Annotated in this window: 21 protein-coding genes; 14 read left to right on the forward strand and 7 right to left on the reverse strand. The window is 72.2% G+C overall.

Translation table 11 applies throughout. The annotated features are described in order from the left end of the window. Positions 1-393 precede the first annotated feature (393 nt). Positions 394-525 carry a hypothetical protein gene (locus N8I86_RS26675; protein ID WP_107423614.1) on the forward strand — a complete coding sequence of 44 codons (132 nt, stop codon included), beginning with the start codon at positions 394-396 and terminating at the stop codon, positions 523-525. A gap of 86 nt (positions 526-611) precedes the next feature. On the opposite strand, the gene N8I86_RS26680 is transcribed toward N8I86_RS26675, so the two are convergent. Then, the gene (locus tag N8I86_RS26680; protein WP_263278883.1) at positions 612-2165 is read right to left on the reverse strand and encodes a purple acid phosphatase family protein; all 1554 of its coding nucleotides are present in this window, start codon (positions 2163-2165) and stop codon (positions 612-614) included. A 141-nt stretch (positions 2166-2306) separates the two neighbouring features. On the opposite strand from N8I86_RS26680, the gene N8I86_RS26685 reads away from it, so the two are divergent. Together N8I86_RS26685 and N8I86_RS26690 are read left to right on the forward strand one after the other, a co-directional pair. Further along, entirely contained in the window at positions 2307-3350 is a 1044-nt protein-coding gene (locus N8I86_RS26685; protein WP_073889828.1) for a 3-isopropylmalate dehydrogenase, read from the forward strand. 242 nt (positions 3351-3592) lie between these two features. Then, positions 3593-4681, forward strand: a complete 1089-nt coding sequence (locus N8I86_RS26690) for a branched-chain amino acid aminotransferase (protein WP_263278884.1) — start codon at positions 3593-3595, stop codon at positions 4679-4681. Positions 4682-4707: 26 nt separating this feature from the next. Here N8I86_RS26690 and N8I86_RS26695 read toward each other — a convergent pair whose 3' ends face one another. After that, positions 4708-6141 (reverse strand): cytosine permease, encoded by a 1434-nt coding sequence (locus N8I86_RS26695; RefSeq protein ID WP_263278885.1) that lies wholly within the window; start codon positions 6139-6141, stop codon positions 4708-4710. Between the two features lie 165 nt (positions 6142-6306). Here N8I86_RS26695 and ureA point away from each other — a divergent pair, with 165 nt between their 5' ends. The 7 genes from ureA (at position 6307) to N8I86_RS26730 (ending at position 14193) form a co-directional block, all read left to right on the forward strand. After that, positions 6307-7032, forward strand: coding sequence for an urease subunit gamma (ureA, locus tag N8I86_RS26700; protein ID WP_263278886.1), 726 nt, complete (start codon positions 6307-6309; stop codon positions 7030-7032). Next, positions 7029-8753 carry an urease subunit alpha gene (locus tag N8I86_RS26705; RefSeq protein ID WP_123436572.1) on the forward strand — a complete coding sequence of 575 codons (1725 nt, stop codon included), beginning with the start codon at positions 7029-7031 and terminating at the stop codon, positions 8751-8753. The genes ureA and N8I86_RS26705 overlap by 4 nt, the downstream gene beginning before the upstream one ends. Positions 8754-8779: 26 nt before the next feature. Continuing rightward, positions 8780-9820 carry an agmatine deiminase family protein gene (locus N8I86_RS26710; protein WP_073889835.1) on the forward strand — a complete coding sequence of 347 codons (1041 nt, stop codon included), beginning with the start codon at positions 8780-8782 and terminating at the stop codon, positions 9818-9820. 16 nt (positions 9821-9836) lie between these two features. Then, positions 9837-10475 carry a TetR/AcrR family transcriptional regulator gene (locus tag N8I86_RS26715; RefSeq protein ID WP_263278887.1) on the forward strand — a complete coding sequence of 213 codons (639 nt, stop codon included), beginning with the start codon at positions 9837-9839 and terminating at the stop codon, positions 10473-10475. A 38-nt stretch (positions 10476-10513) separates the two neighbouring features. Further along, entirely contained in the window at positions 10514-11824 is a 1311-nt protein-coding gene (locus N8I86_RS26720) for an MFS transporter (RefSeq protein WP_263278888.1), read from the forward strand. 286 nt (positions 11825-12110) lie between these two features. Beyond that, positions 12111-13721: a citramalate synthase gene (cimA, locus tag N8I86_RS26725; protein ID WP_123436568.1), complete on the forward strand. Its 1611-nt coding sequence runs from the start codon at positions 12111-12113 to the stop codon at positions 13719-13721. A 43-nt stretch (positions 13722-13764) separates the two neighbouring features. Then, entirely contained in the window at positions 13765-14193 is a 429-nt protein-coding gene (locus N8I86_RS26730) for a VOC family protein (protein WP_123436567.1), read from the forward strand. Here N8I86_RS26730 and N8I86_RS26735 read toward each other — a convergent pair whose 3' ends face one another. The 4 genes from N8I86_RS26735 to N8I86_RS26750 all read right to left on the reverse strand — a co-directional run bounded on the left by N8I86_RS26735 (position 14194) and on the right by N8I86_RS26750 (position 17617). Next, positions 14194-14796 (reverse strand): GOLPH3/VPS74 family protein, encoded by a 603-nt coding sequence (locus N8I86_RS26735; protein ID WP_073889844.1) that lies wholly within the window; start codon positions 14794-14796, stop codon positions 14194-14196. It lies immediately after the preceding gene. A gap of 34 nt (positions 14797-14830) precedes the next feature. Further along, complete coding sequence (locus N8I86_RS26740) at positions 14831-15121, reverse strand: muconolactone Delta-isomerase family protein (protein ID WP_073889846.1); 291 nt, start codon at positions 15119-15121, stop codon at positions 14831-14833. Between the two features lie 79 nt (positions 15122-15200). Next, positions 15201-15713: a hypothetical protein gene (locus N8I86_RS26745; RefSeq protein WP_263278889.1), complete on the reverse strand. Its 513-nt coding sequence runs from the start codon at positions 15711-15713 to the stop codon at positions 15201-15203. Positions 15714-15748: 35 nt separating this feature from the next. Next, on the reverse strand, positions 15749-17617 hold the full coding sequence (locus N8I86_RS26750) for a ricin-type beta-trefoil lectin domain protein (RefSeq protein ID WP_263278890.1): 1869 nt from the start codon (positions 17615-17617) through the stop codon (positions 15749-15751). Positions 17618-17775: 158 nt separating this feature from the next. Here N8I86_RS26750 and N8I86_RS26755 point away from each other — a divergent pair, with 158 nt between their 5' ends. Beyond that, a complete protein-coding gene (locus N8I86_RS26755) occupies positions 17776-20787 on the forward strand; it encodes a glycoside hydrolase family 3 protein (RefSeq protein WP_263278891.1) in 3012 nt (1003 codons plus the stop codon). A gap of 59 nt (positions 20788-20846) precedes the next feature. Continuing rightward, positions 20847-22238 carry a hypothetical protein gene (locus N8I86_RS26760; RefSeq protein ID WP_263278892.1) on the forward strand — a complete coding sequence of 464 codons (1392 nt, stop codon included), beginning with the start codon at positions 20847-20849 and terminating at the stop codon, positions 22236-22238. 84 nt (positions 22239-22322) lie between these two features. Here N8I86_RS26760 and N8I86_RS26765 read toward each other — a convergent pair whose 3' ends face one another. After that, positions 22323-22931 (reverse strand): YceI family protein, encoded by a 609-nt coding sequence (locus tag N8I86_RS26765; RefSeq protein ID WP_073889852.1) that lies wholly within the window; start codon positions 22929-22931, stop codon positions 22323-22325. Positions 22932-23155: 224 nt separating this feature from the next. Between N8I86_RS26765 and N8I86_RS26770 the strand changes: the two genes are divergently transcribed. Both N8I86_RS26770 and N8I86_RS26775 read left to right on the forward strand, forming a co-directional pair. Beyond that, positions 23156-23662 (forward strand): hypothetical protein, encoded by a 507-nt coding sequence (locus N8I86_RS26770; protein WP_073889853.1) that lies wholly within the window; start codon positions 23156-23158, stop codon positions 23660-23662. 27 nt (positions 23663-23689) lie between these two features. Further along, entirely contained in the window at positions 23690-25987 is a 2298-nt protein-coding gene (locus N8I86_RS26775; RefSeq protein WP_263278893.1) for a polysaccharide lyase 8 family protein, read from the forward strand. Positions 25988-26086: the final 99 nt, after the last annotated feature.

Consider the following 26086-nt stretch of genomic DNA (forward strand, 5'->3'; position numbering starts at 1 on the left):
CACTGGCTAACCGGTCAAGAGTGTTTTAAGAGTTAGAAACGCATCCCACGCGGCCGGCGGCCGTGGGCCGGCCGCGTCCACACCTTCTCCGCCCGACCGGCCGCGGCCCTCGCCGTCCCTCGGCCGGTCCTCCCTCGAACGCACGAACGCGCAGCTCAGAGCGGTGTGATGAGGTTCGCCGTCTCAGATAGTAGGAAGTCCGAGTAATTGTGCAGACAGACTCGGCCGGCTCCCTTAGCTTGGAAGAAGCCGAACGTCTCGCTCGATCCAGCGAATGGCGGTCGTGAGCCGTGGCCCTGTGCAGGCAACCCCTGCGGCCGGCGCTCCCCGCCCCCTCCGGCGTCTCGTAACCCCCCTTGCCGTACTCCACGTTTGCCGAAGGAGTCGATTTCCATGGCCGAGACGACCGTCCGCCGCCGAGTCCGCCACGTGTCCCACGCGAGCGACTCCGACCGCAAGAACGCCGCCGCCGCGCTCCAGCGCGCCCTCGACCGCCGCGACAACGGCGGCGAGACCGGCCACTGAGCACCGGGCCCGTGAGCCCGGCCGCCGGGCAGCGCCCGGCGGCGACCCGATCCCGGGAGCCGCACCCGTTCGGTGCGGCGCGGCCCTCACCCGCCGTGCCGCACCTCGAAGTGGTCGATCCGCCGGCCGTCCTGCGCCAGCGCCGACACGCGGAGCCGCGGTGACGTGCCCGCCCGTGCCTCCACCGCGAGGAGCGAGAAGCCGGTGTACCTGACCCGCGACCACTCCACCGTCTCCGCCGCACGGTCCCTGCCCTTCGCCCAGTGGAAGGTCTCGACCGCCTCGTGCCGGGTGACGTGCCCCTCGTAGCTGTCCTCGACGCCGGAGGGGAAGGCGTACAGGTCCCGGCCCCCGCCGCCCGCGGTGACGTACACGATGCCGTCGCGGGCCGGGTCGGTGGAGCCGCCGACCGGCACCGTCCCGCCGACTTTCCCGCCCCTGATCGCGTCGGTGCGCTCGTACACGTGGTTGTGCCCGTTGATCACCAGGTCCACCCGGTGCCTCTCGAACAGCGGCAGCCACTGCGCGCGGACCCCGCCGTCGGAGGCGTGCTGCGAGGTCGAGTAGGCGCAGTGGTGGAAGAAGACGACCACGAAGTCGACGCCGTCAGTGGCGCGCAGCGCGCGCAGCGTCCGGTCCAGCCAGGCCGTCTGCCGGCCGCCGCTGTGCCCGAGGTTGGCGGGGATCTCGTACGACACGTCGTTCGCGTCCAGCGCCACGAAGCCGACGTTTCCGTACCGGAAGCTGTAGGCGCCGGGCGTGCCGTGCGGGTCGAAGCCGTTGTCCGGCAGGGAGAAGCGGGCCAGCTGGCCGCCGTAGCCGTCCGGCGAGTACCAGGCCTCCATGTCGTGGTTGCCGGTCGTCACCATCCACGGCACGGATCGGGCGACGGGCTCGTTCTGCTTCAGGAACAGGTCCCAGAAGCCCGGGTCGTACCCGTCCTGCGGCCGGCCGCTGCCGTTGACGTTCGCGTAGCAGATGTCGCCGGCGTGCAGGTGGAAGGCGGGCTTCTGGCGCAGCATCAGGTCGTCGTTGGCATCCGCGGCCCGGCCCACCCCCTGGTCGCCGAAGGCCGTGAACACGAACCGCTCCGGGCTCGACGGCGCCGTGCGGAAGGAGGCCAGGGCCGCGCGGTGGCCGGGTGCCGCGGGGTCCCGGCCGTCGTGGCCGACCCCGTAGTAGTACGTCGTGCCGGGTGTGAGCCCGTCCAGGGCCGCGTGCACGTAGTACTGCTCCAGGGCGAGCCGCACCCCCGGCACCCCGGGCGTGTGCAGCGCGCGCACCTCGGCCTCGATCCGCCGGCCCAGGTCGTCGGGCCGCAGCCCGACCCGCACGTACGGCCGCCGTACCGCGGCCGGCACCTGCCAGGAGATCCGCATCCGCGTCCGCGGGTCGGCGCCGAAGGCCAGATGGCGGCCGAACGGCACGACCGCCGAGCCGGGCGCCCGGGACGTCGCCGCGGCGGGCCTGGCGTCGGCGGCGGTGGGGGAGGAGCAGCCGGTCAGCAGGCCGCCCGCCACCGCCCCGGCCGTCACCAGGGTGCGGCGGCCCACCACGCGGGCGCGCAGGTACTCGTACTGCTCGGCCATGCTCATCGGCTCGGCGAGGCGGCGCGGAATGCCGACGTCGGGGGTCTCCATGCGGGTGAACCTTCCACCGGCTCGCGACACCCGTCCCACGCCGGGGTGAACAGCAGTCGACCGGCCGACACCGGGACACGGCGGATGTCCGCATGGCGGACAGAGCATGTCATCCCCTGGGACGAGGAGTAGGGTGCCCGCATGTCTCGCAGCATCAATCTCGCAGTGATCCCCGGTGACGGCATCGGCCAGGAGGTCGTGGCCGAGGGTCTGAAGGTCCTCTCCGCCGTCCTGCCGCAGGATGTGAAGCTGGAGACCAAGGAGTACGACTTCGGCGCCAAGCGGTACCACGCCACCGGTGAGACGCTCACCGACGCCGACCTCGCCGCGCTCAAGCAGCACGACGCGATCCTGCTCGGCGCGATCGGCGACCCGTCGGTGCCGTCCGGCGTCCTGGAGCGCGGCTTCCTGCTCAAGCTCCGCTTCGCCTTCGACCACCACGTCAACCTGCGTCCGTCGAAGCTCCTCCCGGGTGTCGCCACCCCGCTGGCCGGCCAGCCGGAGATCGACTTCGTCGTGGTCCGCGAGGGCACCGAGGGCCCGTACACGGGCAACGGCGGCACCATCCGCCGGGGCACCGAGCACGAGGTCGCCACCGAGGTCTCCGTCAACACGGCGTACGGGGTCGAGCGTGTCGTCCGCGACGCGTTCGCCCGCGCCCAGGCCCGCCCGCGCAAGAAGCTCGCGCTGATCCACAAGAACAACGTGCTGACCTTCGCCGGTCACCTGTGGACGAACGTCTTCAACAGGGTGGCCGCGGAGTTCCCCGACGTCACCACCGAGTACATGCACGTCGACGCGGCGACCATCTACCTGGTCACGCAGCCCGAGCGGTTCGACGTGATCGTCACCGACAACCTCTTCGGCGACATCATCACCGACCTCGCCGCGGCCGTCTCCGGCGGCATCGGCGTGGCCGCCTCCGGCAACATCAACCCCGGCCGTGAGTTCCCCTCCATGTTCGAGCCGGTCCACGGCTCGGCCCCGGACATCGCCGGCCAGGGCAAGGCCGACCCGACCGCCACGGTCCTGTCCGTCGCCCTGCTGCTGCGCCACCTGGGTCACGACGGCGAGGCCGACCGCATCGACGCGGCCGTCACCGCCGACCTGACCGAGCGTGCCGCGCTCGGTGCCCGCAGCACCGCGCAGATCGGCGACGCGCTCGCCGCCCGAGTAGCCGGCTGACCCGGCGCTCGACCACCAGAAGCCGCCGGGTCACCACACCCGGCGGCTTCCGCGTGTCCCCGCCGGGTGCCACCATCGACCCCTGGGCCGCTTTCACCCCGACTCCGTCGGCCGTGGTGCCCCGCGCGATAATCGAACGCGGAGCCGCGGTATGAGGGAAAGCTCGGACGTCCTAGCACTGACGACTGGCAGTATGGGCGTGAGCGCGGCCCGTCACTACAACCGGTGAAGGACAACCACTCATGACGACGCCCACGATCGAGCTCAAGCCGTCCGCCAACCCCCTGGCCGCCGCGGAGCGCGAGGCGATCCTGGCCAACCCCGGATTCGGCCGCCACTTCACCGACCACATGGTGACGATCAAGTGGACCGAGGGCCGCGGCTGGCACGACGCGCAGCTCGTCCCGTACGGCCCCATCTCCCTCGACCCCTCCACCCACGTGCTGCACTACGGCCAGGAGATCTTCGAGGGGCTGAAGGCGTACCGGCAGCCCGACGGCTCGATCGCGCTGTTCCGCCCCGAGGCCAACGCCCGCCGCTTCCGCAACTCCGCCCGCCGCATGGCCATGGCCGAGCTGCCCGAGGAGCTGTTCATCGCGGCGCTGGACGCGCTGCTCGGCCAGGACGCCGACTGGGTCCCGGCGCACGGCGGCGAGCAGGCGCTCTACCTGCGCCCGTTCATGTTCGCCACCGAGGCCGCGCTCGGCGTGCACCCGGCCAACGAGTACCTGTTCATGCTGATCGCCTCCCCGTCCGGCGCCTACTTCGCCGGCGGCGTCAAGCCGGTCACCATCTGGGTCTCCGAGGACCACGTCCGCGCCGTGCCCGGCGGTACCGGCGACGCGAAGACGGGCGGCAACTACGCGGCCTCCCTGCTTCCGCAGGCCGAGGCCGCCGCGCACGGCTGCGACCAGGTCGTCTACCTCGACGCGGTCACCCGCACCAAGGTCGAGGAGAGCGGCAGCATGAACGTCGCCTTCGTCTACGGCGACCGGATCGTCACCCCGTCCCTCACCGGCTCCATCCTGGAGGGCATCACCCGCGACTCGCTGCTCCAGGTCGCCCGGGACCTCGGCTACACCGCCGAGGAGGGCGTCGTCACCCTGGAGCAGTGGCGGGCGGACGCCGCGTCCGGCGCCCTCACCGAGGTCTTCGCCTGCGGCACCGCCGCCGTGGTCACCCCGATCGGCCACGTCAAGACCCGCACCGACGCCTGGACCCACGGCGACGGTGAGCCCGGCCCGGTCACCCTCCGGCTGCGCGAGGCGCTGCTCGGCGTCCAGCGCGGCATGACGGAGGACAAGCACGGCTGGATGCACCGCATCGGCTGACCGCTCCCCGCGCGCCTCTCGGGGCGCTACCGGCTCAGGGCCGCCTCGGACTCCTCGACGTCCGCGGCGGCCCTCGGCCGTTCCCGGCCGGAGCCCAGCAGCAGGTACGCCAGCCCGCCGACCGCCCCCGACAGCAGGAAACTGCAGTCCACCCCGCCGGTCAGCGCCAGCAGCGGTCCCTCGTACGACGGCAGGGAGACGGCCAGCAGGCCGACCAGCGCGCCGGCCGCCCAGGAGACGGTGGCCCGGACGTTCCAGCCCGCCCGGTACCAGTAGACCCCGCCCCGGGCACGGCGGTTGAAGACCTGGAGGGCGTCGGCGTCGTACACGCCGCGGCACCGGACGAAGCCGATGAGGGTGATGACCGCCCAGGGCGTGCCGACGGCGGTGAGCAGGAGCACGAAGGAGGTCATCGCCGACTGCGCGTCCCAGGCGTAGTGACCGGCGAAGACGCAGGCCGTGGCGACGACGGCGACCGTGCAGGTGGCACGGGCCCGGGAGGCGCGCGGCAGGATGGCGTCCAGGTCCAGACCCATGGAGTACAGCATCAGGCCCGCGTTGCCGACCGAGCCCGCCGAGGCGGACAGCAGCAGCGGCACCAGGTACCAGGCGGGGGAGGCGGCGACCAGCGGGCCCGCGTAGTCGGTGGCCGCGTGCGCCGCGTACGCCGTGAAGGTGCCGAACAGCTGCGGCACCAGCAGCCCGAGGATCAGGCCGAGCCAGGTGGAGCGCAGCACCGTGCGGCCGGAGTGGCGGGCGGGGGAGATGTAGCGGGTGTAGTCGCCGAGCAGCGTGATGAAGGCGATCGGCCCGGACAGGCCCGCCGCCACCGCGGCCAGCAGCCAGGTCGGCCAGAACGAGCCCAGCAGATAGCCGCCTGCGTCCGGCAGCGCCGCCGTCGTGAAGTGCGGGGCGTAGGCGAGGAGGCCGAGGACCAGCAGGGCGGTCATGCCGACGGCCAGCACCCGGGACATGGCCAGCAGCACCCGGTAGCCGTAGACGGCGCCCGCGACGGTGGCCCCGGCGAGCACCGCGTACACCAGGGCGTACGACAGCCCGTCCGCCGGTACCCCGAACAGCCGGCCGAGCACGCCGAGCATCACGTCGCCGCCGATCCACACCGTCAGGGCGGTGTAGCCGAGGGCCAGCAGCAGACCGACCACCGAGCCGACCAGCCGGCCCCGCACGCCGAACTGGGCGCCGGAGGAGGTGGAGAGGTTGGTCGCGGTGCGCAGCGAGACGAGCGCCAGCGGTGCGGTGAACAGCGTGCCGACCACCGTGCCCGCGACGATGGCCCCGACCGACGCCCACCAGCCCAGCCCGAAGGACGGGGGCAGCCAGCCGAAGATGATCACCCCGAGGCAGAGGTTGGAGCCGAGCAGGATCGAGACGAGGTCGCGTGGACCGCTGGTCCGCTCCTCGTCCGGGATGGTGTCGACTCCGCGCTGTTCGATCGGCATGGCTGCATCTCCTTCGACGGCCGCCTGAGGGTCCGGGCTAGCTGGGCGGTGTTTGAGCGACGTTCAATGTGGCGTGAACTGCGGTCGCCGGTCAATGCTTCTGTTTCATGAATTCTGTGTTTAGAGTGATGTTCTAACCTGTGGAAGGCAAGGAGGTGCCGCGTCGTGAGACTGACCCCGACGGAACGTGACCGGCTGCTGCTCTTCGGAGCCGCCGAGCTGGCCCGGGCCCGCCGCGCACGTGGCCTGAGGCTGAACGTGCCGGAGGCGACCGCGCTGATCGCGGACACCGTCTGCGAGGCGGCCCGGGACGGCAGACGGCTCGCGGAGGCCATCGAGGCGGCCCGGTCCGTGCTCGGCCCCGAGGACGTGCTGCCGGGTGTCGCCGACGTCGTCACCGAGGTGATGGTCGAGGCCGTCTTCGACGACGGCTCCCGCCTCGCGGTGGTCTCCGACCCCATCGGCGGCGGCCTCGGCGAGGACGCGCCGGGCGCCCTGCTGCCCGGCCCCCAGCACGCCGACCCCGAGCCGGTGATCCGGCTCGGCGTCACCAACACCGCCACCGTGCCGGTCTCCGTCACCTCCCACTTCCACTTCTTCGAGGCCAACCCGCGCCTCGACTTCGACCGCGCCGCCGCCTACGGCATGCGGCTCGCCGTACCCGCCGGGTCCTCGGTCCGCTTCGGGCCGGGGGAGAGCGGGGAGGTCGGGCTCGTCCCGATCGGCGGAGAGCGGATCGCGATCGGCTTCGCCGGGCTGGTCGACGGGCCGCTGGACGCGCCCGGAGCGCGGCAGGAGGCCCTCCGCAGGGCCGCAGCCTGCGGATACCTGGGAATCACCGAGGCCACGGACGGCACGCGAACCACGGGCGAAGGAGGCGAGACGCGATGAGCCGCTCCAAGGGACGCGAGGTCAGCCGGGCGATCCATGTCGACCCGCGGGCCTACGCCGCCACCCACGGCCCCCGCGCCGGCGACCGCGTCCGCCTCGGCGACTCGGGACTCACCGTCCGCGTCGAGTCCGACTCCCAGCGGTACGGCGACGAGTTCCTGGCGGGCTTCGGCAAGACCGCCCGCGACGGACTGCACCTGAAGGCCGCGGCCGTCCGCGACACCTGTGACGTCGTCATCAGCAACGTGCTCGTGATCGACGCGGTGCAGGGCATCCGGAAGGTCTCCATCGGCATCCGGGAGGGCCGCATCTGCGCCGTCGGCCGGGCCGGCAACCCCGACACCCTCGACGGGGTCGACGTCGTGGTCGGCACCGGCACCTCGATCGTCTCCGGCGAGGGGCTGATCGCCACCGCCGGTGCCGTCGACACCCACGTCCACCTGCTGTCGCCGCGCATCATGGAGGCCTCCCTCGCCTCCGGCGTGACCACCATCATCGGGCAGGAGTTCGGCCCGGTGTGGGGCGTCGGCGTCAACTCGCCGTGGGCGCTGCGGCACGCCTTCAACGCCTTCGACGCCTGGCCGGTCAACATCGGCTTCCTGGGCCGGGGTTCGTCCTCTGACGACGCGCCGCTGATCGAGGCGCTGGCCGAGGGCGGTGCGTCCGGCTTCAAGGTGCACGAGGACATGGGCGCGCACACCCGTGCGCTGGACACGGCGCTGCGGGTGGCCGAGGAGCACGACGTCCAGGTCGCCCTGCACAGCGACGGGCTGAACGAGTGCCTGTCCGTGGAGGACACCCTGAAGGTGCTGGAGGGCCGCACCATCCATGCCTTCCACATCGAGGGCTGCGGCGGCGGGCACGTGCCCAACGTGCTGAAGATGGCCGGCGTGCCGAACGTCATCGGATCCTCCACCAACCCCACCCTGCCCTTCGGCCGGGACGCGGTCGCCGAGCACTACGGCATGATCGTCTCCGTCCACGACCTCAAGCCCGACCTGCCCGGCGACGCGGCCATGGCCCGCGACCGGATCCGCGCCGGCACGATGGGCGCCGAGGACGTGCTGCACGACCTGGGCGCGATCGGCATCACCTCCTCCGACGCCCAGGGCATGGGCCGCGCCGGGGAGACCGTCCGCCGCACCTTCGCCATGGCCGGCAAGATGAAGGCCGAGCTGGGCCCGATGGAGGGCGACGGCGAGGGGGACGACAACGCCCGCGTCCTGCGCTACATGGCCAAGCTGACCATCAACCCGGCCATCGCGCACGGCCTCTCCCACGAGGTCGGCTCGATCGAGGCCGGCAAGCTCGCCGACATCGTGCTGTGGCGCCCGGAGTACTTCGGCGCCAAGCCGCAGCTCGTCCTCAAGGCCGGCTTCCCGGCGTACGGCGTGGTCGGCGACCCCAACGCGGCCACCGACACCTGTGAACCCCTGGTGCTCGGGCCGCAGTTCGGCTCCTACGGGGCCACGGCCGCGGACATCTCCGTCGCCTTCGTCGCCCGGGCCGCCCTCGACCAGGGCAACGACACGATGCCGACCCGGCGCCGGCGGGTCGCCGTACGGGGCACCCGCGGCATCGGACCCGCCGACCTGCGGCTGAACGCCCGGGTCGGAGCGGTCGACGTCGACCAGCGCACGGGTCTCGTCAGCCTCGACGGCGACCCGCTGCGCTCCGCGCCCGCCGACTCCGTCTCCCTCAACCGCCTCTACTTCCTCTGATGCACCGGACGCAAGGAACCCGACACATGACGACTCCCGCCGCCGACGGCTTCCGCATGCCCGCCGAGTGGACCCCGCACGAGCGCACCTGGATGGCGTGGCCGGGCCCCAACCCCACCTTCGACGACCCGGACGACCTCCGCCTCTCCCGGATGGCCTGGGCGTCGGTGGCGCGTGCCGTCCTGCGCTTCGAGCCGGTGACCGTCGTGTGCGGACCGGGCCAGTCGGCGCACGCCCGGACGCTGCTCGGCCCGGGCATCGACACCGTCGAGCGGGACCTCGACGACGCCTGGATGCGCGACATAGGCCCGACCTTCCTCACCGACGGCAAGGGCTCCCTCGCCGCCGTGGACTGGACGTTCAACGGCTGGGGCGCCCAGGACTGGGCCCGCTGGGAACACGACTCCAAGGTCGCCGCGTACGTCTCCGACCTCGCGGGCGCGAAGACGTACGCCTCGAAGCTGGTCAACGAGGGCGGCGCGATCCACGTCGACGGCGAGGGCACGGTCCTGCTCACCGAGACCGTGCAGCTCGGCCCCGAGCGCAACCCGCACTGGTCCCGGGAGGAGGTCGAGGCGGAGATCCACGCCCACCTCGGCACCAGCAAGGCGATCTGGCTGCCGCGCGGCCTGACCGGCGACTACCCGCCCTACGGCTTCGGCACCCTCGGCCACGTCGACATCGTCGCCGCCTTCGCCCGTCCCGGCGTCGTGGTCGCGCACCACCAGCCGGACCCGGCCCACCCCGACCACGAGGTCGGCAAGGAGGTCATCGGCATCCTCCGGTCGGCGACCGACGCGCGCGGGCGGGCCCTGGAGGTCGTCGAGGTGCCCGCCCCGACCGTGCTGGAGGCCGACGGCCACTGGGCCGACTACTCCTACATCAACCACTACCTCTGCAACGGCGGCGTCGTCCTGTGCGGCTTCGACGACCCCCGCGACGAGATCGCCGCGGGCATCTTCCGCAGGCTCTTCCCGGAGCGGACGGTGACCCTGGTGGATGCACGTACGATCTTCGCGGGTGGGGGCGGCATCCACTGCATCACCCAGCAGCAGCCGAAGGCATGAGCGGGTAGGAGTCGGGATGGCCGGTGAGCCCCGGGCGCGGAGGAACGCGCCGCCCCGCGAGACCGTCCTCGCCGCGGCCATGGACATGATCGCCGAGCGCGGTCTGGAGAAGCTGACCATGGCGGGGCTCGGCCGCGAGGTCGGGATGAGCAGCGGCCATCTGCTGTACTACTTCCGCTCCAAGGACGAACTGCTGCTGCAGGCCCTGGAGTGGAGCGAGGGCCGCCTCGGCGCGGAGCGGGGCCGGCTGCTCACCGGCGGCGGAACCGCCCGCGAGCGGCTGGCCGCCTACGTCGACCTGTACGTGCCCGACGGCCACCGCGACCCGCACTGGACGCTCTGGCTGGAGGTCTGGAACCGGTCGCAGAACGCCGACGACGAGGCCCGCGTCCGGCAGGCGGCCATCGAGGGCGCCTGGCACCGCGACCTGGTGGCACTGCTCGCCGAGGGCATCTCGCGCGGGGAGTTCCGGCCGGTGGACGCGGACCGCTTCGCGTCGCGGCTGCGCGCGCTGCTCGACGGGTTCTCCATCCACGTCGCCATCGGGCTGCGCGGCACCGACCGGGCACAAGTGCTCGCGCACGTGCGGGAGTTCATCACCGACGCGCTCCTGGCGGATGCCGGGGGGCACGACTCGGACACCCGGCCCCGGTAGAGGAATCCTTCGCTCCGCCGCCGGGCAGGTAACGGCGCATGGGACGACAACACTGGAAGCGGATCTGGGTCGGCTCGGCGGGCAACATGGTCGAGTGGTTCGACTGGTTCGTGTACGCCAGCTTCGCCACCTACTTCGCGGGCGCGTTCTTCCCGAGCGGCAACCCGACGGCCCAGCTGATGAACACCGCCGGCATCTTCGCCGTCGGTTTCTTCATGCGCCCCGTCGGCGGCTGGCTGCTGGGCCGGGTCGGCGACCGCAGAGGCCGCAAGGCGGCACTGACCCTCACCGTCAGCCTCATGTCGGCGTCGGCGGTCCTCATCGCGGTCGCGCCGACCTACACGGCCGCCGGCTACGGCGGCGCGCTCGTCCTGCTGGTCGCCCGGCTGCTGCAGGGACTGTCGGTCGGCGGCGAGTACGCGGCCAGCGCCACCTATCTGACGGAGGCCTCCGACCCGGGCAGCCGCGGTTTCGCCTCCAGCTTCCAGTACGTGTCCATGACCGCCGGCCAGATCGCCGGCCTCGGCCTCCAGATCGTCCTGCAGCGCACGCTGTCCGACGAAGCCCTGCACAGCTACGGCTGGCGCATCCCCTTCGTGGTCGGCGCGGCCGGCGCGGCCGTCGTCTTCTACCTGCGCCGCAGCATGCTGGAGACCGAGGTCTACGCGGAGGACACCTCGCACACCGAGGAGCGCGGCACCCTGCGCGCCCTGTGGCGGCACAGGCGGGAGGCGCTGCTGGTCGTCGCCCTCACCATGGGCGGCACGGTGGCCTACTACACGTACACCACCTACCTGACGAAGTACCTGTCCAACTCGGCGGGCCTGTCCAAGGAGACCGCGACCCTCGTCTCCTTCACCGCGCTGATCGTCTTCGCGTGTCTCCAGCCGCTCGCCGGGCGCCTCTCCGACCGCGTCGGCCGGCGTCCGCTGCTGATCACCTTCGCCGTCGGCTCCACCGTCCTCACGGTCCCGATCATGACGCTGCTCCGGCACGCCGACGGCTACTGGCCCGCCCTCGGCCTCGCCCTGCTCGCGCTCACCGTGGTCACCGGCTACACCTCGATCAACGCCTGTGTGAAGGCCGAGCTGTTCCCGACCGGCGTCCGCGCGCTGGGCGTGGCCCTGCCGTACGCCGTGGCCAACGCCCTGTTCGGCGGCACGGCGGAATACGTCGCCCTCTGGTTCAAGAACGCCGGCATCGAGACCGGCTTCTCCTGGTACGTGGCGGGCTGCGCCGCCGTGTCCCTCGTGGTGTACGTCACCATGCGGGAGACCAAGGATCTGGATCTGGCCAGAATGCGGGCCGCCGAGAGCTCGGCGGAGTCCACGGTGACGCCCGCATCCTGAGACGACCGGTGAGCCGGGGGCGGTGCTGTGCCAGACTTCCCCCGTGCTCTCGTTCGCCGTGATTATTGGCAGCAGGCGCGCCGGTCCGCAGTGACCACCTCGTACGACCAGGTGCGGGTGGCCACCGTCGTTCTCGACCCGCGCGCAGACCTCTCGCACCCGCGAGGGGTTTTTTCGTTTTCCGGCCCACCCACGGCCGGGAACGGAGCGCGAGGGAGTATTGCGGGGACGGTGGAGCCGGTCATTCCGGTACGACCGAAGATTCACAATCAGGAGCCTTGAGACCATGACCGAGACGGCAACCAGCGAGCTCGACGACTCGTTCCACGTCTTCGACACCACGCTCCGCGACGGCGCGCAGCGCGAGGGCATCAACCTCACCGTCGCTGACAAGCTCGCCATCGCCCGGCACCTGGACGACTTCGGCGTCGGCTTCATCGAGGGCGGCTGGCCCGGCGCGAACCCGCGGGACACCGAGTTCTTCGCCCGCGCCCAGCAGGAGATCGCGTTCAAGCACGCGCAGCTGGTCGCCTTCGGCGCCACCCGCCGCGCGGGCGCCAGGGCCGCCGACGACCCGCAGGTCAAGGCCCTGCTGGCGTCCGGCGCCCCGGTGATCACCCTGGTCGCGAAGTCGCACGACCGGCACGTCGAACTGGCACTGCGCACCACGCTCGACGAGAACCTGGAGATGGTCCGCGACACCGTCTCCTACCTGCGCGAGCAGGGCCGCCGGGTGTTCGTCGACTGCGAGCACTTCTTCGACGGCTACCGGGCCAACCCCGAATACGCGAAGAACGTCGTGCGCACCGCCTCGGAGGCGGGCGCGGACGTCGTCATCCTCTGCGACACCAACGGCGGCATGCTGCCCGCCCAGGTCCACGCGGTCGTCTCCACCGTCCTCGCCGACACCGGGGCCCGGCTCGGCATCCACGCGCAGGACGACACCGGCTGCGCGGTCGCCAACAGTCTCGCGGCCGTCGACGCGGGCGCCACCCACGTCCAGTGCACGGCCAACGGCTACGGCGAGCGCGTCGGCAACGCCAACCTCTTCCCGGTCGTCGCCGCCCTGGAACTGAAGTACGGCAAGCAGGTCCTGCCCGAGGGCCGGCTGCGGGAGATGACCCGCATCTCGCACGCCATCGCCGAGGTCGTGAACCTCACCCCCTCCACCCACCAGCCCTACGTCGGGGTCTCCGCCTTCGCGCACAAGGCCGGCCTGCACGCCTCCGCGATCAAGGTGGACCCGGACCTGTACCAGCACATCGACCCCGAGCAGGTCGGCAACACCATGCGCATGCTGGTCTCCGACATGGCCGGCCGCGCCTCGGTGGAGCTCAAGGGCAAGGAACTCGGCGTCGACCTGGGCGGCGACCGCGAACTGGTCGGCCGGGTCGTCGAGCGGGTGAAGGAACGGGAGCTCAAGGGCTACACGTACGAGGCGGCCGACGCCTCCTTCGAGCTGCTGCTGCGCGCCGAGGTCGAGGGCAGGCCCCTGAAGTACTTCGAGGTCGAGTCCTGGCGGGCCATCGTCGAGGACCGCCCCGACGGCAGCCACGCCAACGAGGCCACGGTCAAGCTGTGGGCCAAGAGCGAGCGCATCGTCGCCACCGCCGAGGGCAACGGCCCGGTCAACGCCCTGGACCGGGCCCTGCGCGTGGCGCTGGAGAAGATCTACCCGCAGCTCGCCAAGCTCGACCTGGTGGACTACAAGGTCCGCATCCTGGAGGGCGTGCACGGCACCTCCTCCACCACCCGGGTCCTGATCTCCACCTCCGACGGCACGGGCGAGTGGTCCACGGTCGGCGTGGCGGAGAACGTCATCGCCGCCTCCTGGCAGGCCCTGGAGGACGCGTACACCTACGGTCTGCTGCGGGCCGGCGTGGAGCCGGCGGAGTAACCGGACGAGGCGCCGCACCCGCCTCCCGCCGCACAGTGGAGTCATGACCACAGACGACGGTGGAGTGCTGTCCCGGGCCCGCGTGGCGACCCGGCTGCCGGCCGGGGACCTGGAGCGGGCCCGGCGCTTCTACGCGGAGAAACTGGGCCTGCATCCCGTGGACGAGCGCCCCGGCGGACTGCTGTACCGCTGCGGCGGGACGGACTTCGTGGTGTTCCGCTCCACCGGGGCCTCGCCCGGCACGTTCACCCAGATGGGGTTCGAGATCGACGAGGACATCGAGACGGCCGTCGCGGAGCTCCGGCGGCGCGGCGTGGTGTTCGAGGACGTGGACGTGCCCGGGTTCAGCACCCGGGACGGCATCGCCGAGATCGAGGGCAACTACCCGAGCAAGGGCGCGCACGGGGAGCGGGCGGCCTGGTTCCGAGACAGCGAGGGCAATCTGCTGGGCATCGGCCGGCCCACGCGGTGATCAGGGCGCCCGCCAGATGTTGTCGAAGGCCACGTTCTCGATGCGCCGCCGCTCGCGCACGGCCTCCAGCTCGGTCACCGCGTCGCCGACCGCCAGCAGCACGGTGACGACCGACTCGTCGTCCGGCTCCTCCTCGGCGGGCCGGTCGGTCTGGATGCGCAGGGTGGCGGCGAGGCCGGTCAGGACGGGCTCGTGGGACCACCAGCGGTCGGCGGCGTGCCGCCGGGCCGGGGTGTCGGCGTGCAGCTCGTCCGCGCTCCGGAAGGACAGCCAGTGCCGGCGCTTCCCGGACAGCTGCCCCGCGGACTCCAGGGCGTCGCCGTAGGCCACGGCCAGACCCTCACCGCGCCGCCACAGCCAGTCCTCGACCTTCTCGTAGGGTTCCTGCCGGACGAGCGCCGACTGCGCCTCGTCCAGCAGCCGCTCGCCGGTGGCCAGCGGCGCGCCGGGCACGATGCGCTCGCCGTCCAGGGTCAGTGCCCGGGCGCCGAGCAGGTCGATCAGTTCGGCGCCCGCGAGCGCCAGCGACAGGTCGCCCTGCTCGACGGGACGCTCGCCGGGGACGTCCAGGCTGACGAGGAACAGATCCTGCGGTGTGGTCATACAAGACTCCAGGACGGACGGGCGCACGGACGGGTCAGGACGGGCCGGGGTCGTTCGGGTGGGGCTCCAGCGGGGTGACCCGGAACGTCATCCAGGGGTGCAGCGGAAGGGTACCCAGGACCTTCGAGTCGAGTTCCTCGCCGTCCTCTGCGCGCCAGATGCCGATGCTGCGCGCCTCGCCGACCGGGCGCCACAGCCGCGCAAGATGACCGGCGGCGGCCAGTTCCCGGGCCCGGACGGCTTCGGCGGCACGCCGCTGGGCGACCTCTTCCTCACTGGTGCCCTCGGGTACCGATGTGGTGATCTCGACCAGGAACTCGCGCATGGTCCCGCTCCCTCGGTGAGACGTCCGGCAGGGCCGCCGGTCTCCCCCAATCGTCCCCCAGTGCCCGGGCGGACGCCGCTCAGCAGGAGTCCTCGGCGAGCCTCTCGAACGCGTGGCGGCTCATCGGCCGGCCGTCCGCCCGGACCTGGCCCGGCCGCAGCCGCCCGATCTGTTCGGACGTGAACTCCACGACGCCGTTGTAGGAGTCGCCGGTGACGTAGTGCCCGAACCCGAGGACGTACGTGTGCCGGGGCTGCAGCTCCTGCTTCCCCCGATGCCGGGCGTGCCAGTCGCCGGGCGGGGTGAAGAGCGGGAAGCGGGCGTCCCCGTGCAGTCCCTCGGCCCTTGCGTCCCAGCCGGTGGTGGCGGGTCCGTCACCGGCCCCGCGCGCCCGCCCGTCGAGGTGCGGCCCCTGGTATCCGTCGTCGCCGCAGGGCCGGACCAGGGCGTACGGCACCCCGTCCGGGCCGAGTCCGACCGCGGCGAGCGGCAGGTCGACGGCCGCGCAGCCGCTGAGCAGCAGCAGCCCGCACCCGCCACCGAGCAGCCCCGCCGCCCGCCGCCGCGCGGCGGCGCCCTGACGACCGATCACGTCCCGCCCCCTCCGGAGGGCGGGACGTGCCCGCCCTACTGCAGATGCCACTTCTGGTTGGCCGCCCCGGTGCAGGACCAGATCTGTGCCCGGGCACCGTTCGCCGGCGAGTTGTCCGTGACGTCGAGGCACTTGCCGGCCGCCGTGTTCACCACATCACCCGTGGCGGGGTCGTACGACCACCGTTGCGCACCGGTTCCGTTGCAGTCGTACAACTGCGTCCTGGCCCCGTTCGCCGTCGAACCGGACGCCACGTCCAGGCACTTGCCGAGCGCCTGGACCGAACCGTCCGCCTGTACCGTCCACTTCTGGGCCGCGCTCCCGTTGCAGTCGTAGAGCTGCACGGCCGTGCCGTTGGCGTCCGAACCGCCCGCCACGTCCAGGCACTTGCCCGCGAGTCCGGTGAAGGAGCCGCTGCTGCCGCCCCCGCCGGACTGCGTGCCGGACCAGGTGAACGTGGCCGAGGTCCTGCCCGGCAGCGCGTAGGTGGCGTGCCGGCCGCCCCAGTCGAGGGTGACCGTCCGCGCCGTCGAGGCGCCGTTGTAGGCGATCAGCGCCTTGCTGCCGTCGGGGTTGCGCCACGCCACGTTCGGCACCGCCGTGGACGCCGTCGAGGCGATCCGCTGCGCGCCCGGCCGGACGAACTTCGTCAGGTGGCCCATGGTGTAGTACTCGATCGTGTAGTCGACCGTCCCGCTCGCCCCGTCCCCGTTGTGCACGGTGATCAGGCCGGTGCAGGTGCCGCAGCCCCCGTTGTGCGGGCCCTTGTTCTGGTCCACCGCCAGCGACCACTTGGTCACCGACTTCGCCCAGTTGCGGGTGTAGTCGATGATGTTCGACATGTCCTCGCGTTGCTGGTCGGCGATCCAGGTGCCGCCGGAGTGCTCGGTACCGAAGGCGTCCAGCGTGGGGTACTGGTCGTGCACCGAGGTCTGCTTGCCGATGTCGCCGCCGTACCCGTGCCAGGCGATCCCGCCGAAGTTCGGGTGGTCGCGCACGGCCGCGTCGTCCACGGTCCGGGCCGCGTAGGAGTCGTAGACGTCCCAGTTCCAGTCGTGCGCGAGCACCTTGGTCGTCAGTCCGGCCGCCTGGAGCCTCGGCAGCAGCTCGCTCTTGGTGAAGTACGCCAGCCCGCTCGCGTTCCAGCTCATCGACGGGTAGCCGGAACAACAGGTCGGCTCGTTCTGCGCGGTCACGTACGAGACGCCGATCCCCTGGTCCTTGTAGGCCTGGAGGTACTTCACGAAGTAGGCGGCGTACGCCCCGTAGTCCTCCGCCTTCAGCCAGCCGCCGTCGAGCGAGCCGCTGTCCTTCATCCAGGCGGGTGCCGTCCACGGCGAGGCCATCACCGTGAGGGACGGGTTCAGCTGGAGCGCCTGCCGGGTCAGCGGCACGACGTCCGCCAGGTCGTGGGCGATCGAGAACCTGGCCAGGTTCGGGTCCGTCTGCCCGGCCGGCACGTCGTCGTAGGTGTAGCCGTACCGGGCCAGGTCCGAGGCGCCCATCGGGTTGCGCAGGAACGACAGCCCGATCCCGTCCGCCGGCGAGAACAGCTTGCGCATGGTCGCGTCCCGCGTCGCCGGGGACAGCGCCCCGCTGCTGTTCATCAGCCAGGCCGCGGTGTCCGTGAAGGAGGCGCCGCCGCCGGTGAAGGTCTGGTAGCGGGTGTTCTCGTCCACGGTGATGTTCTCGCCGCCGCCCCCCGTCCCGGACTGGAAGGCGAACGGGGTCTGTGCCTGGAGCCCGCGGACCACGTGCCGGCCCGCGGAGTCGTCGGTCGTGGTGAGCCAGGCCGTGACCTGCTCGCCGGCGGCGTGCGCGGAGCCGGTGCCGAGGGTCGTGAGCCCGGCGGTGGTCAGCAGGCCGGCGAGGAGCAGCCGGGCCGTGCGCAAGCGTCTTCTCATGGTGCGTCGCCCTTCTGGGGAGAGCCAACGTGCCTGGTGTGGGGGAGAGTTCGCGCCCCGGCCGTCCTGATGTGCCGTCTTGACGGGCCTATGGGCCCCCAGTTAACTCATGTCATGAGCTAAGTCATGAGTGAACCACGAGAGCCGAGGGAAGGTCCATGCGAAGAACCGCCCTGCTCGCCTCCGCCGCACTCCTCACCGGTCTGCTCCCCTGGGCGACCGCGCGAGCCGCGGACGACCCCCCGCCCACACCCGTCGACCGCTTCGAGGGCGAGGTCCCCTTCGCCTCCCAGCCCGCGGAGGGCATCTTCACCTGGGGGAGCGACGCCGACGACCCGCCCGCCCTGCGGCTCGCCGCCCGCGCCGACGCCCCCGAGGGCGGCAAGGTCCTCGGCGGCAGCTACGACATCAGCGGCTACGGCGGCTTCACCCACGACTTCGCCGCCGGCGAACCCGCCCACGACTGGTCGGCCCACGAGGGCGTCCGCCTCTGGTGGGACGGCGACGACAGCGGCAGGAAGATCGCCTTCGAGATCAAGGACGGCGGTGCGAACGGCGAGGCCTCCGAACTCTGGACGGCCTCCTTCACCGACGACTTCACCGGCTGGAAGCAGATCCGGATCCCGTTCACCGACTTCGCCTACCGCACCGACTACCAGCCCGTCGGCGGCATCGACCACGTCCTCGGCCTCAAGGAGATGTGGGGTTACGCCGTCACGCTCCCGGTCGGCGTCAAGGGCGACTTCGCCATGGACGGCGTGGAGCTGTACGGCCGGGCCGACCAGTCGCTGCGCGCCTCCGTCACCACCGACGCCGTCGTTCACCCGGTCCGCGAGGGTGCCACGGCACGCGTGAAGGTCGTCCTGTCCACCACCGGCTCCGCACCCGTCGAGGAGCCCGTGAGCGTGCACTACGAGACGAGCGGCGGCACCGCCGAGCCCGGCCGGGACTACACCCCCGTCTCCGGCACCCTGACCTTCCCGGCCGGCTCGGCCTCCGGTACCGCGCGGACGGTCGCGGTGCCCACCCGCCGGGACAAGGCCGCCGAACCCGCCGAGACGGTACCGCTGAAACTGACGGTGACCGGCGCCAAGGCCCCCGCCGAGACCCCGCAGGTCGTCATCGACGCGCACGGACTGCCCTACCTGGACCCGAAGTTGCCGGTGCGCAAGCGCGTCGCTGACCTGCTGTCCCGGATGGACCTGGCGGAGAAGGCCGGTCAGATGACCCAGGCCGAGCGGGGTGCCGTGGGCGCCGGGGGCGACATCGCCGCCTACGGACTTGGCTCGCTGCTCTCCGGTGGCGGCTCCGTGCCCACGCCCAACACCCCCGAGGCCTGGGCGAGGATGATCGACGGCTTCCAGCTCCGCGCCCGGGCTACCCGCTTCCAGATCCCGCTGGTCTACGGCGTCGACGCGGTCCACGGGCACAACAACCTGGCCGGCGCCACGATCATGCCGCACAACATCGGCATCGGCGCGAGCCGCGACCCGCAACTCGCCGAGGACACCGGGTCGGTGACGGCCGCCGAGGTCCGCGCCACCGGCATCCCCTGGGACTTCGCCCCCTGTCTGTGCGTCACCCGCGACGAACGCTGGGGCCGCTCCTACGAGTCCTTCGGTGAGGACCCCGCCCTCGTGGAGTCCATGGAGACCATGATCCAGGGCCTCCAGGGCCGGGCCGACGGCCGGGACCTGAAGCGCGACGACAAGGTGCTCGCCACCGCCAAGCACTTCGTCGGCGACGGCGGCACCGCCTACGGCTCCTCCACCACCGGCACCTACACCATCGACCAGGGTGTCACCACGGTCACCCGGCAGCAGCTGGCGGACATCCACCTGGCGCCCTACCGGACCGCCGTCCGGCGCGGGATCGGCACGGTCATGCCGTCGTACTCCTCCCTCGACATCACCGGCGACGGCAGGGGCGCGGTGAAGATGCACGCCCGGGGCGACATGATCAACGGCGAGCTGAAGGGCCGGATGGGCTTCGACGGCTTCGTCGTCAGCGACTGGAACGCCATCGACCAGCTCCCCGGCGACTACGCCGCTCACGTGCGCACGGCCGTGAACGCGGGCGTCGACATGATGATGGTGCCGTACGGCTACAAGGACTTCGCCGGCGCGCTCGTCGACGAGGTGGAGGCGGGCCGGGTGAGCGAGCGGCGGATCGACGACGCCGTCTCCCGCGTCCTCACCGAGAAGTTCGCGCTGGGCCTCTTCGAGCACCCCTACGCCGACACCTCCGGCGCCGCCGCCATCGGCTCCCCGGCCCACCGGGCGGTCGCCCGCAAGGCCGCCGCCGAGTCGCAGGTGCTGCTGAAGAACAGCGGGAACGTCCTGCCGCTGAGGAAGAGCCAGAAGGTCTACGTCGCCGGCTCGAACGCCGACGACCTCGGCAACCAGACCGGCGGCTGGACGCTCACCTGGCAGGGCTCCTCCGGGAACGTCACCTCCGGCACGACCATCCTCCAGGGGCTGCGCCGGGCCGGTGGCGACGTCACGTACTCCAAGGACGCCTCGGCCCCGACCGGCGGCTACGACGTCGGCGTGGTCGTCGTCGGCGAGACCCCGTACGCCGAGGGTGTCGGCGACGTCGGCAACGGCCACGACCTGGAGCTGTCCGCGGCCGACAAGGCCGCCGTGGACAGGGTGTGCGCGGCCATGAAGTGCGCGGTGCTCATCGTCTCCGGGCGGCCGCAGCTCATCGGCGACCGGCTGCCCGGGATCGACGCGCTGGTGGCCTCCTGGCTGCCCGGCACCGAGGGCGACGGCGTCGCCGACGTCCTCTACGGCGCGCGTCCCTTCACCGGACAGCTCCCCGTCACGTGGCCCCGGTCCGGGGCACAGCTCCCGATCAACGTCGGCGACGCCTCGTACGACCCGCAGTTCCCCTACGGCTGGGGTCTGACCACCCGCACAGCGGTCCCGAAGGGCGGTGCGGCGACGCTCCGGGCGCTCGCCGTCGCAGCGGCGACGGCCGAGCGGGCGCACGCCGGCCGGACCGGACGCGAGCTGGTGACCAGGGCACGGCTGCTCGTCCAGGAGAAGGCGGACGGCCATCTGACCGAGGCGGTGGCGAAGCCGTTCGCCGACGCCGACCACCTGCTGCTGACCGGCCGGTACGGAAAGGCGGTGGAGAAGCTGGCGGAGGCCTACCGGGCCGCGTAGCCCGCTCGGCCGTTCCGCTTGTATGACTGGTTATGGGAGGCTTCGGGTAGTTTCGAAGCATGAAGGCCGTCCCGCGGACCCGAAGCCTCCCGGCCCTGCTCCTCGCCGCCCTCGTCCTGCTGATGGCGAGCACGTTCGCGCCCCGCGCGAGCGCGGAGACCAGCGTCTCGGCGATCGCCCGGTCGCTGCGCCAGAGTCCCGTCTACGTGGATCCGGCGGCCTCCGCCCGGTTGCCGAAGGCGGACGCCGACGCGCTGGCCAAGCAGATCAAGGACGCCGACAGACCCCTCTTCATCGCCGTCCTGCCGGCCGGCTACCCCACCGCGGACCTCTTCACCGACCTGCGGGCCGCGACCGGTGTCACCGGTCTCTACGGCATCCGCCTCGGCGACCGCTTCGACGCCCGCGCCGACTCCTCCGTGATGTCGGCGACGGCCCGGCGGAACCTGGTGGCCAGTGTCCAGGGCGAGGACGCCAGGGCCCAGCTGGCCGACTTCACCGACCGCGCCCTGGCCACCATGGGCGGCCACGCCCCGAAGAGCTGGGGCAGCTCGTCCGGCTCGGACGGCGGCGGTGCGTCCGGTGCCGCGCTGATCACGGCGGGCGCGGTGCTGGTGGCGGGCGGTGCGGGCGCGTACGCGCTGGTCCGCCGCAACCGCCGGCGGCGGGAGGCGGAGCAGCGGGCCGCCCTCGACCGCCTGCGGGTCGTGGTGGACGAGGACATCACCGCCTTCGGCGAGGAGCTCGACCGGCTGGACTTCAGCCCGTCGGAGCCGGGCGCGGACGACGCGATGCGTGCCGACTACGAGCAGGCCCTGGACGCCTACGAGACGGCGAAGCGGCGCATGGCAGAGGCGCGCAGGCCGGAGGACGTGCGCACGGTCACCGAGGCGCTGGAGGACGGCCGCTTCTCGCTGGCCCGGCTGGCCGCCCGCCGTGCGGGCCGCGAGCTTCCGGAACGCCGGCCGCCCTGCTTCTTCGACCCCCGGCACGGTCCCTCGGTCGCGGACGCCACCTGGACCCCGCCCGGCGGGGCCGAGCGGCGGGTCCCGGTCTGCGCGGCCGACGCGACCCGGCTGGCCGGCGGCCGCGACCCGGTGATCCGCGAGGTCGACACCGAGCACGGCCGCCGGCCCTACTGGGACGCCGGTCCGGCCTACGGGCCCTGGGCGGGCGGCTACTTCGGCGGCGGCATCCTTCCCGGCCTCCTCGTCGGCACCCTGCTCGGCAGCGTCATGGCCACCCCGTCCTACGCGGCCGGTTACGGCACCGGGTACGGGGACTTCGGCGGCGGCGACTACGGCGGGGACTTCGGCGGCGGCTACGAGGGCGGTGACGTGTCCGGCACCGACTTCGACCCCGGTGACTTCGGCGGCGGCTTCGGCGACGGCGGGGGAGGCGGCGACTTCGGGGGCGGCGGAGGCGGCGGCGACTTCGGCGGCGGCTTCTGAGCGGAGGGCCGCAAGCCGAGCGCCCGCCTCCCCGGTTCCGGGGGCGGGCGCGCTCGTGGTGCGTCCGGCGGGGCGCCGGAGGGGTCACGCGTTCTTGATCGCGGAGATGTCGAAGTTCAGCTTGATCTTGTCGGAGACGAGGACGCCGCCGGTCTCGAGGGCCGCGTTCCAGGTCAGGCCCCACTCGGAGCGCAGGATCTCGGTCTTGCCCTCGAAGCCGACGCGCTGGTTGCCGAAGGGGTCGGTCGCGGCGCCGTTGAACTCCAGGTCGATGCTGATCGACTTGGTCACGCCGAGCAGGGAGAGGTCGCCGGTGATGCGGTAGTCGTCGCCGCCCAGGGACTCGGCCTTGGTGGAGCGGAAGGTCATCGCCGGGTACTCGTCGATCTTGAAGAAGTCGGAGGACTTCAGGTGACCGTCACGGTCGGCGTTGCCGGTGTCGATGCTGTCCATCTTGATGTCCAGCGTGGCGGTGGACCGGGTGGGGTCGGCGCCGTCCAGGTGCAGCGTGCCGGTGAAGTCGTGGAACGCGCCCTTGACGTTGGTGACCATGGCGTGGCGTGCCACGAAACCGATCGTGGTGTGCGCCGGGTCGATCGTGTAGTCGCCGGTGAGCGCGGTCAGGTCGGGACCCGCGGCGGCCGGGGCCGCGGTCGTCTCGGGGGTGCTGTCCTTGCGGCTGAAGATGCCCATGATGGTGCTCCTCGCTAGTCCTGTTTAACGTTCAACTAACTTGCTTCTCCGACGATAGACCCATCCTGTTCAGTTTTCAACATCATCCGGAGTGTGTCTTCATGGTCGCACCGAGTGATGATGTCCGCCCTCTTTCGGACGCGCGTAGAACTCGGGCACCATCTGCATGCACCACCTGCACAGCCGACCCCACCGGAAGCACGGCCCATCGCAGGAAGGTCCCCATGAAGCCCTTGAAGGTCCGCTCCCTCCTGACCGCGCTCGCCCTCGTCGTCGCCCCGGGCGTCGCCGTCGTCGGCACCGCCACCGACGCCTTCGCCGTCACCAAGATCAGCCAGGCCACCGCCGAGTCGATGTTCCGGCAGGTCGGCATCACCTGGTCGTCCTCCGGCAACTGCACCAACCGGAACAACTCCACCTGCACGTCCTTCGACCAGCTCAATCTCGCCACCGCGCAGGGCGCCCAGACCCTTAAGCGGGCGAGCGGCTGCGCCCTGAACATCACCGGCGGCACGGAGACCGGCCACGCCTCCGGCACGTACTCCCACTGGAACGGCTACAAGCTCGACTACGGCAAGAACACCTGCGTGACCTCGTACATCAAGAACAACTTCACCTACATCGGCCTGCGCGGCGACGGCGCCCCGCAGTACCAGTCCGGTTCCGGCAACATCTACGCCGACGAGGGCAACCACTGGGACGTCCTCTACTACAACTGCGGCGGCTGCTGAGCCGTACGAGAGGGCGGTGGCCGGTCCATGGGCATGACCCGTCGTGCGCTGCTGGCCGCCGCCCTGCTCCCGGTCGCCGCACCCGCCCGCGCGGCCGGCGATCCCCACGACCTGCTGCGCCGCCGCTGGCTGGACCTCACCCTGGGGACGGGATACGACCCGGCCGCCGAGCCGTACGCCTCCCAGCTGGCCCGACTCGGCTCCCTGGCACGGGACTTCGGCGCCACCATGACCCCGGCACCCGCCTCGCTGTGGCCCGGTCACCCCTTCGACCCGCCGGCCGGCATCACCTTCGCCCTCGGCCGGCTGTGGACCATGGCCCAGGCCCACGTCCAGCCCGGCACCGGCAGCACCGGCGACCCCGGCCTCCTCGACGCCGTGCTGCGCGGCCTCGACCACCTGCTGGCCACCGTCTACCACCCCGGGACCGTCCCCTACGGCAACTGGTGGGAGTGGCGGATCGGCAGCCCGCGCCTGCTCATGGACATCACGGCCGCCCTGTACGAACAGCTCGGCGCGGCGCGGGTCGTGGCGGCCTGCGCCGCCGTCGGCCACTTCGTCCCGGACGCGCTGCTCACCGACTACACGGGCGTCTCCACCGGAGCCAACCGCGTCGACCTCTGCCGCTGCGCGGCCCTGCACGGCGTCCTCGGGCGGGACGCCGGCCGCATCTCCCTGGCGCGGGACGCCCTTTCGCCGGTCTTCCGCCATGTCACCGGCGGCGACGGCCTGTACGCCGACGGCTCGTTCGTCCAGCACACCCGGGTCGCCTACTCGGGTACGTACGGCCAGGTCCTGCTCGACGGCCTGGCCCGGCTGTTCGTGCTGCTCGCCGGATCGCCCTGGCGGATCACCGACCCGCTGCGGCGGAACGTGCTGGAGAGCGTCGAGCACGCCTACGCGCCCCTGATCCACGACGGACTGGTCATGGACTGCGTCAACGGCCGTGCCATCAGCCGGGGACGGCTGCGCGACGACGACCTGCGGGTCATGCGCGGCGACCACTTCCACGGGCAGAACCTGATCGCCTCCGTCGCCCTGCTCGCGGGCGTCACGGAGGAGCCGGCACGCACCAGGTGGCATGGCCTGATCAAGGGATGGACGGAGCGGGACACGGTGACCCCGATCGCCGCCGCCCGGCAGCTCACGGTCGCCGACCTCGCCCGTCTGGACGCGGTCGCCCGGTCACCCGTCCCGGCGGCCCCGGAGCCGCTCGGGCACCGGCTCTTCCCGGCGATGGACCGCGCCGTCCACCGCGGGCACCGGTTCACCGCCGCCCTCTCCATGGCCAGCGACCGCATCGCCCACTACGAGTGCGGCAACGGCGAGAACCCGCGCGGCTGGCACACCGGCTCCGGCATGCTCTCCTGGTGGCCGCGGGGGCGCGGCGACCAGTACACCGACTGGTACTGGCCGACCGTCGACTGGTACCGGCTGCCCGGCACCACGGTGTCCACCAAGCGGCTCCCCGACCGCGCCGGCGGCGAGTGGGGAGCGCCCCGGCCGGACGTCCGCTGGGTCGGCGGGACCACGGACGGCCGGTACGCGGCCGTCGGGCAGCACCTGAAGGGGCTCGGCTCCACCCTGGAGGCCCGCAAGTCCTGGTTCTTCCTCCCCGACGCGGTGGTCTGCCTCGGCGCCGGGATCAGCTGCGCCGACGGTGTCCCGGTGGAGACGGTCGTGGACAACCGCAACCTCGGCGAGGACGGCACCCAGACCTTCGTACGCCGCCGGAACTGGGCCCATCTGGAGGAGCACGGCGGCTGGATCCTGCCGCGCGGGGGAGACCTGCGCACCCTGCGCGAGGACCGCACCGGCGCGTGGGGCGACATCAACACCGCCGCCACGGACGAACGGCGGACCCGGCGCTGGCAGACCCTCTGGCTCGACCACGGCACCGACCCGGCCGCCGCCGGATACCTCTACGTCCTGCTGCCCGGCGCCTCCCTGGCCGCTACCGCCGCCCGGGCCGCCGACCCGTACTGGCTGTCCGTCCTCGCCGACGACGACACCTGCCAGGCCGTCGCCGTACCCCGCCACGGCCTGACCGCGGCCACCTTCTGGCGGGCGGGTACCGTGGGGCGGCTGACCGTCTCGGCGGGGGCGAGCGTGCTCGTCGTGCGCCGGGGCCGGACGGCCACCCTGCACGTGAGCGAACCGCCCCGGACGGGCGAACCGCTGGAGCTCGTCTGGGACCGTTCGGTGCGTGCGGTCGTCCGGGCCGACGACAGCGTGGTGGTGCTGTCGGCGGACCGCCGTCTGAGGGTCCGTGTCACTCCGGGGATGGCATGTTCCACCCACGAATGTGAGGTGGCTCTCAGGTGACGACTTTGTGGCACCTCTACAACGCCGGTGCCCCCTGAGCAGTCGGAACGGCTGCACGGCGCTGTGGTTCTGTTCACTGGCACCAGGAAAACGGGCTGG

The sequence above is a fragment of the Streptomyces albidicamelliae genome (genome assembly GCF_025642175.1).
GTDB lineage: Bacteria > Actinomycetota > Actinomycetes > Streptomycetales > Streptomycetaceae > Streptomyces > Streptomyces albidocamelliae.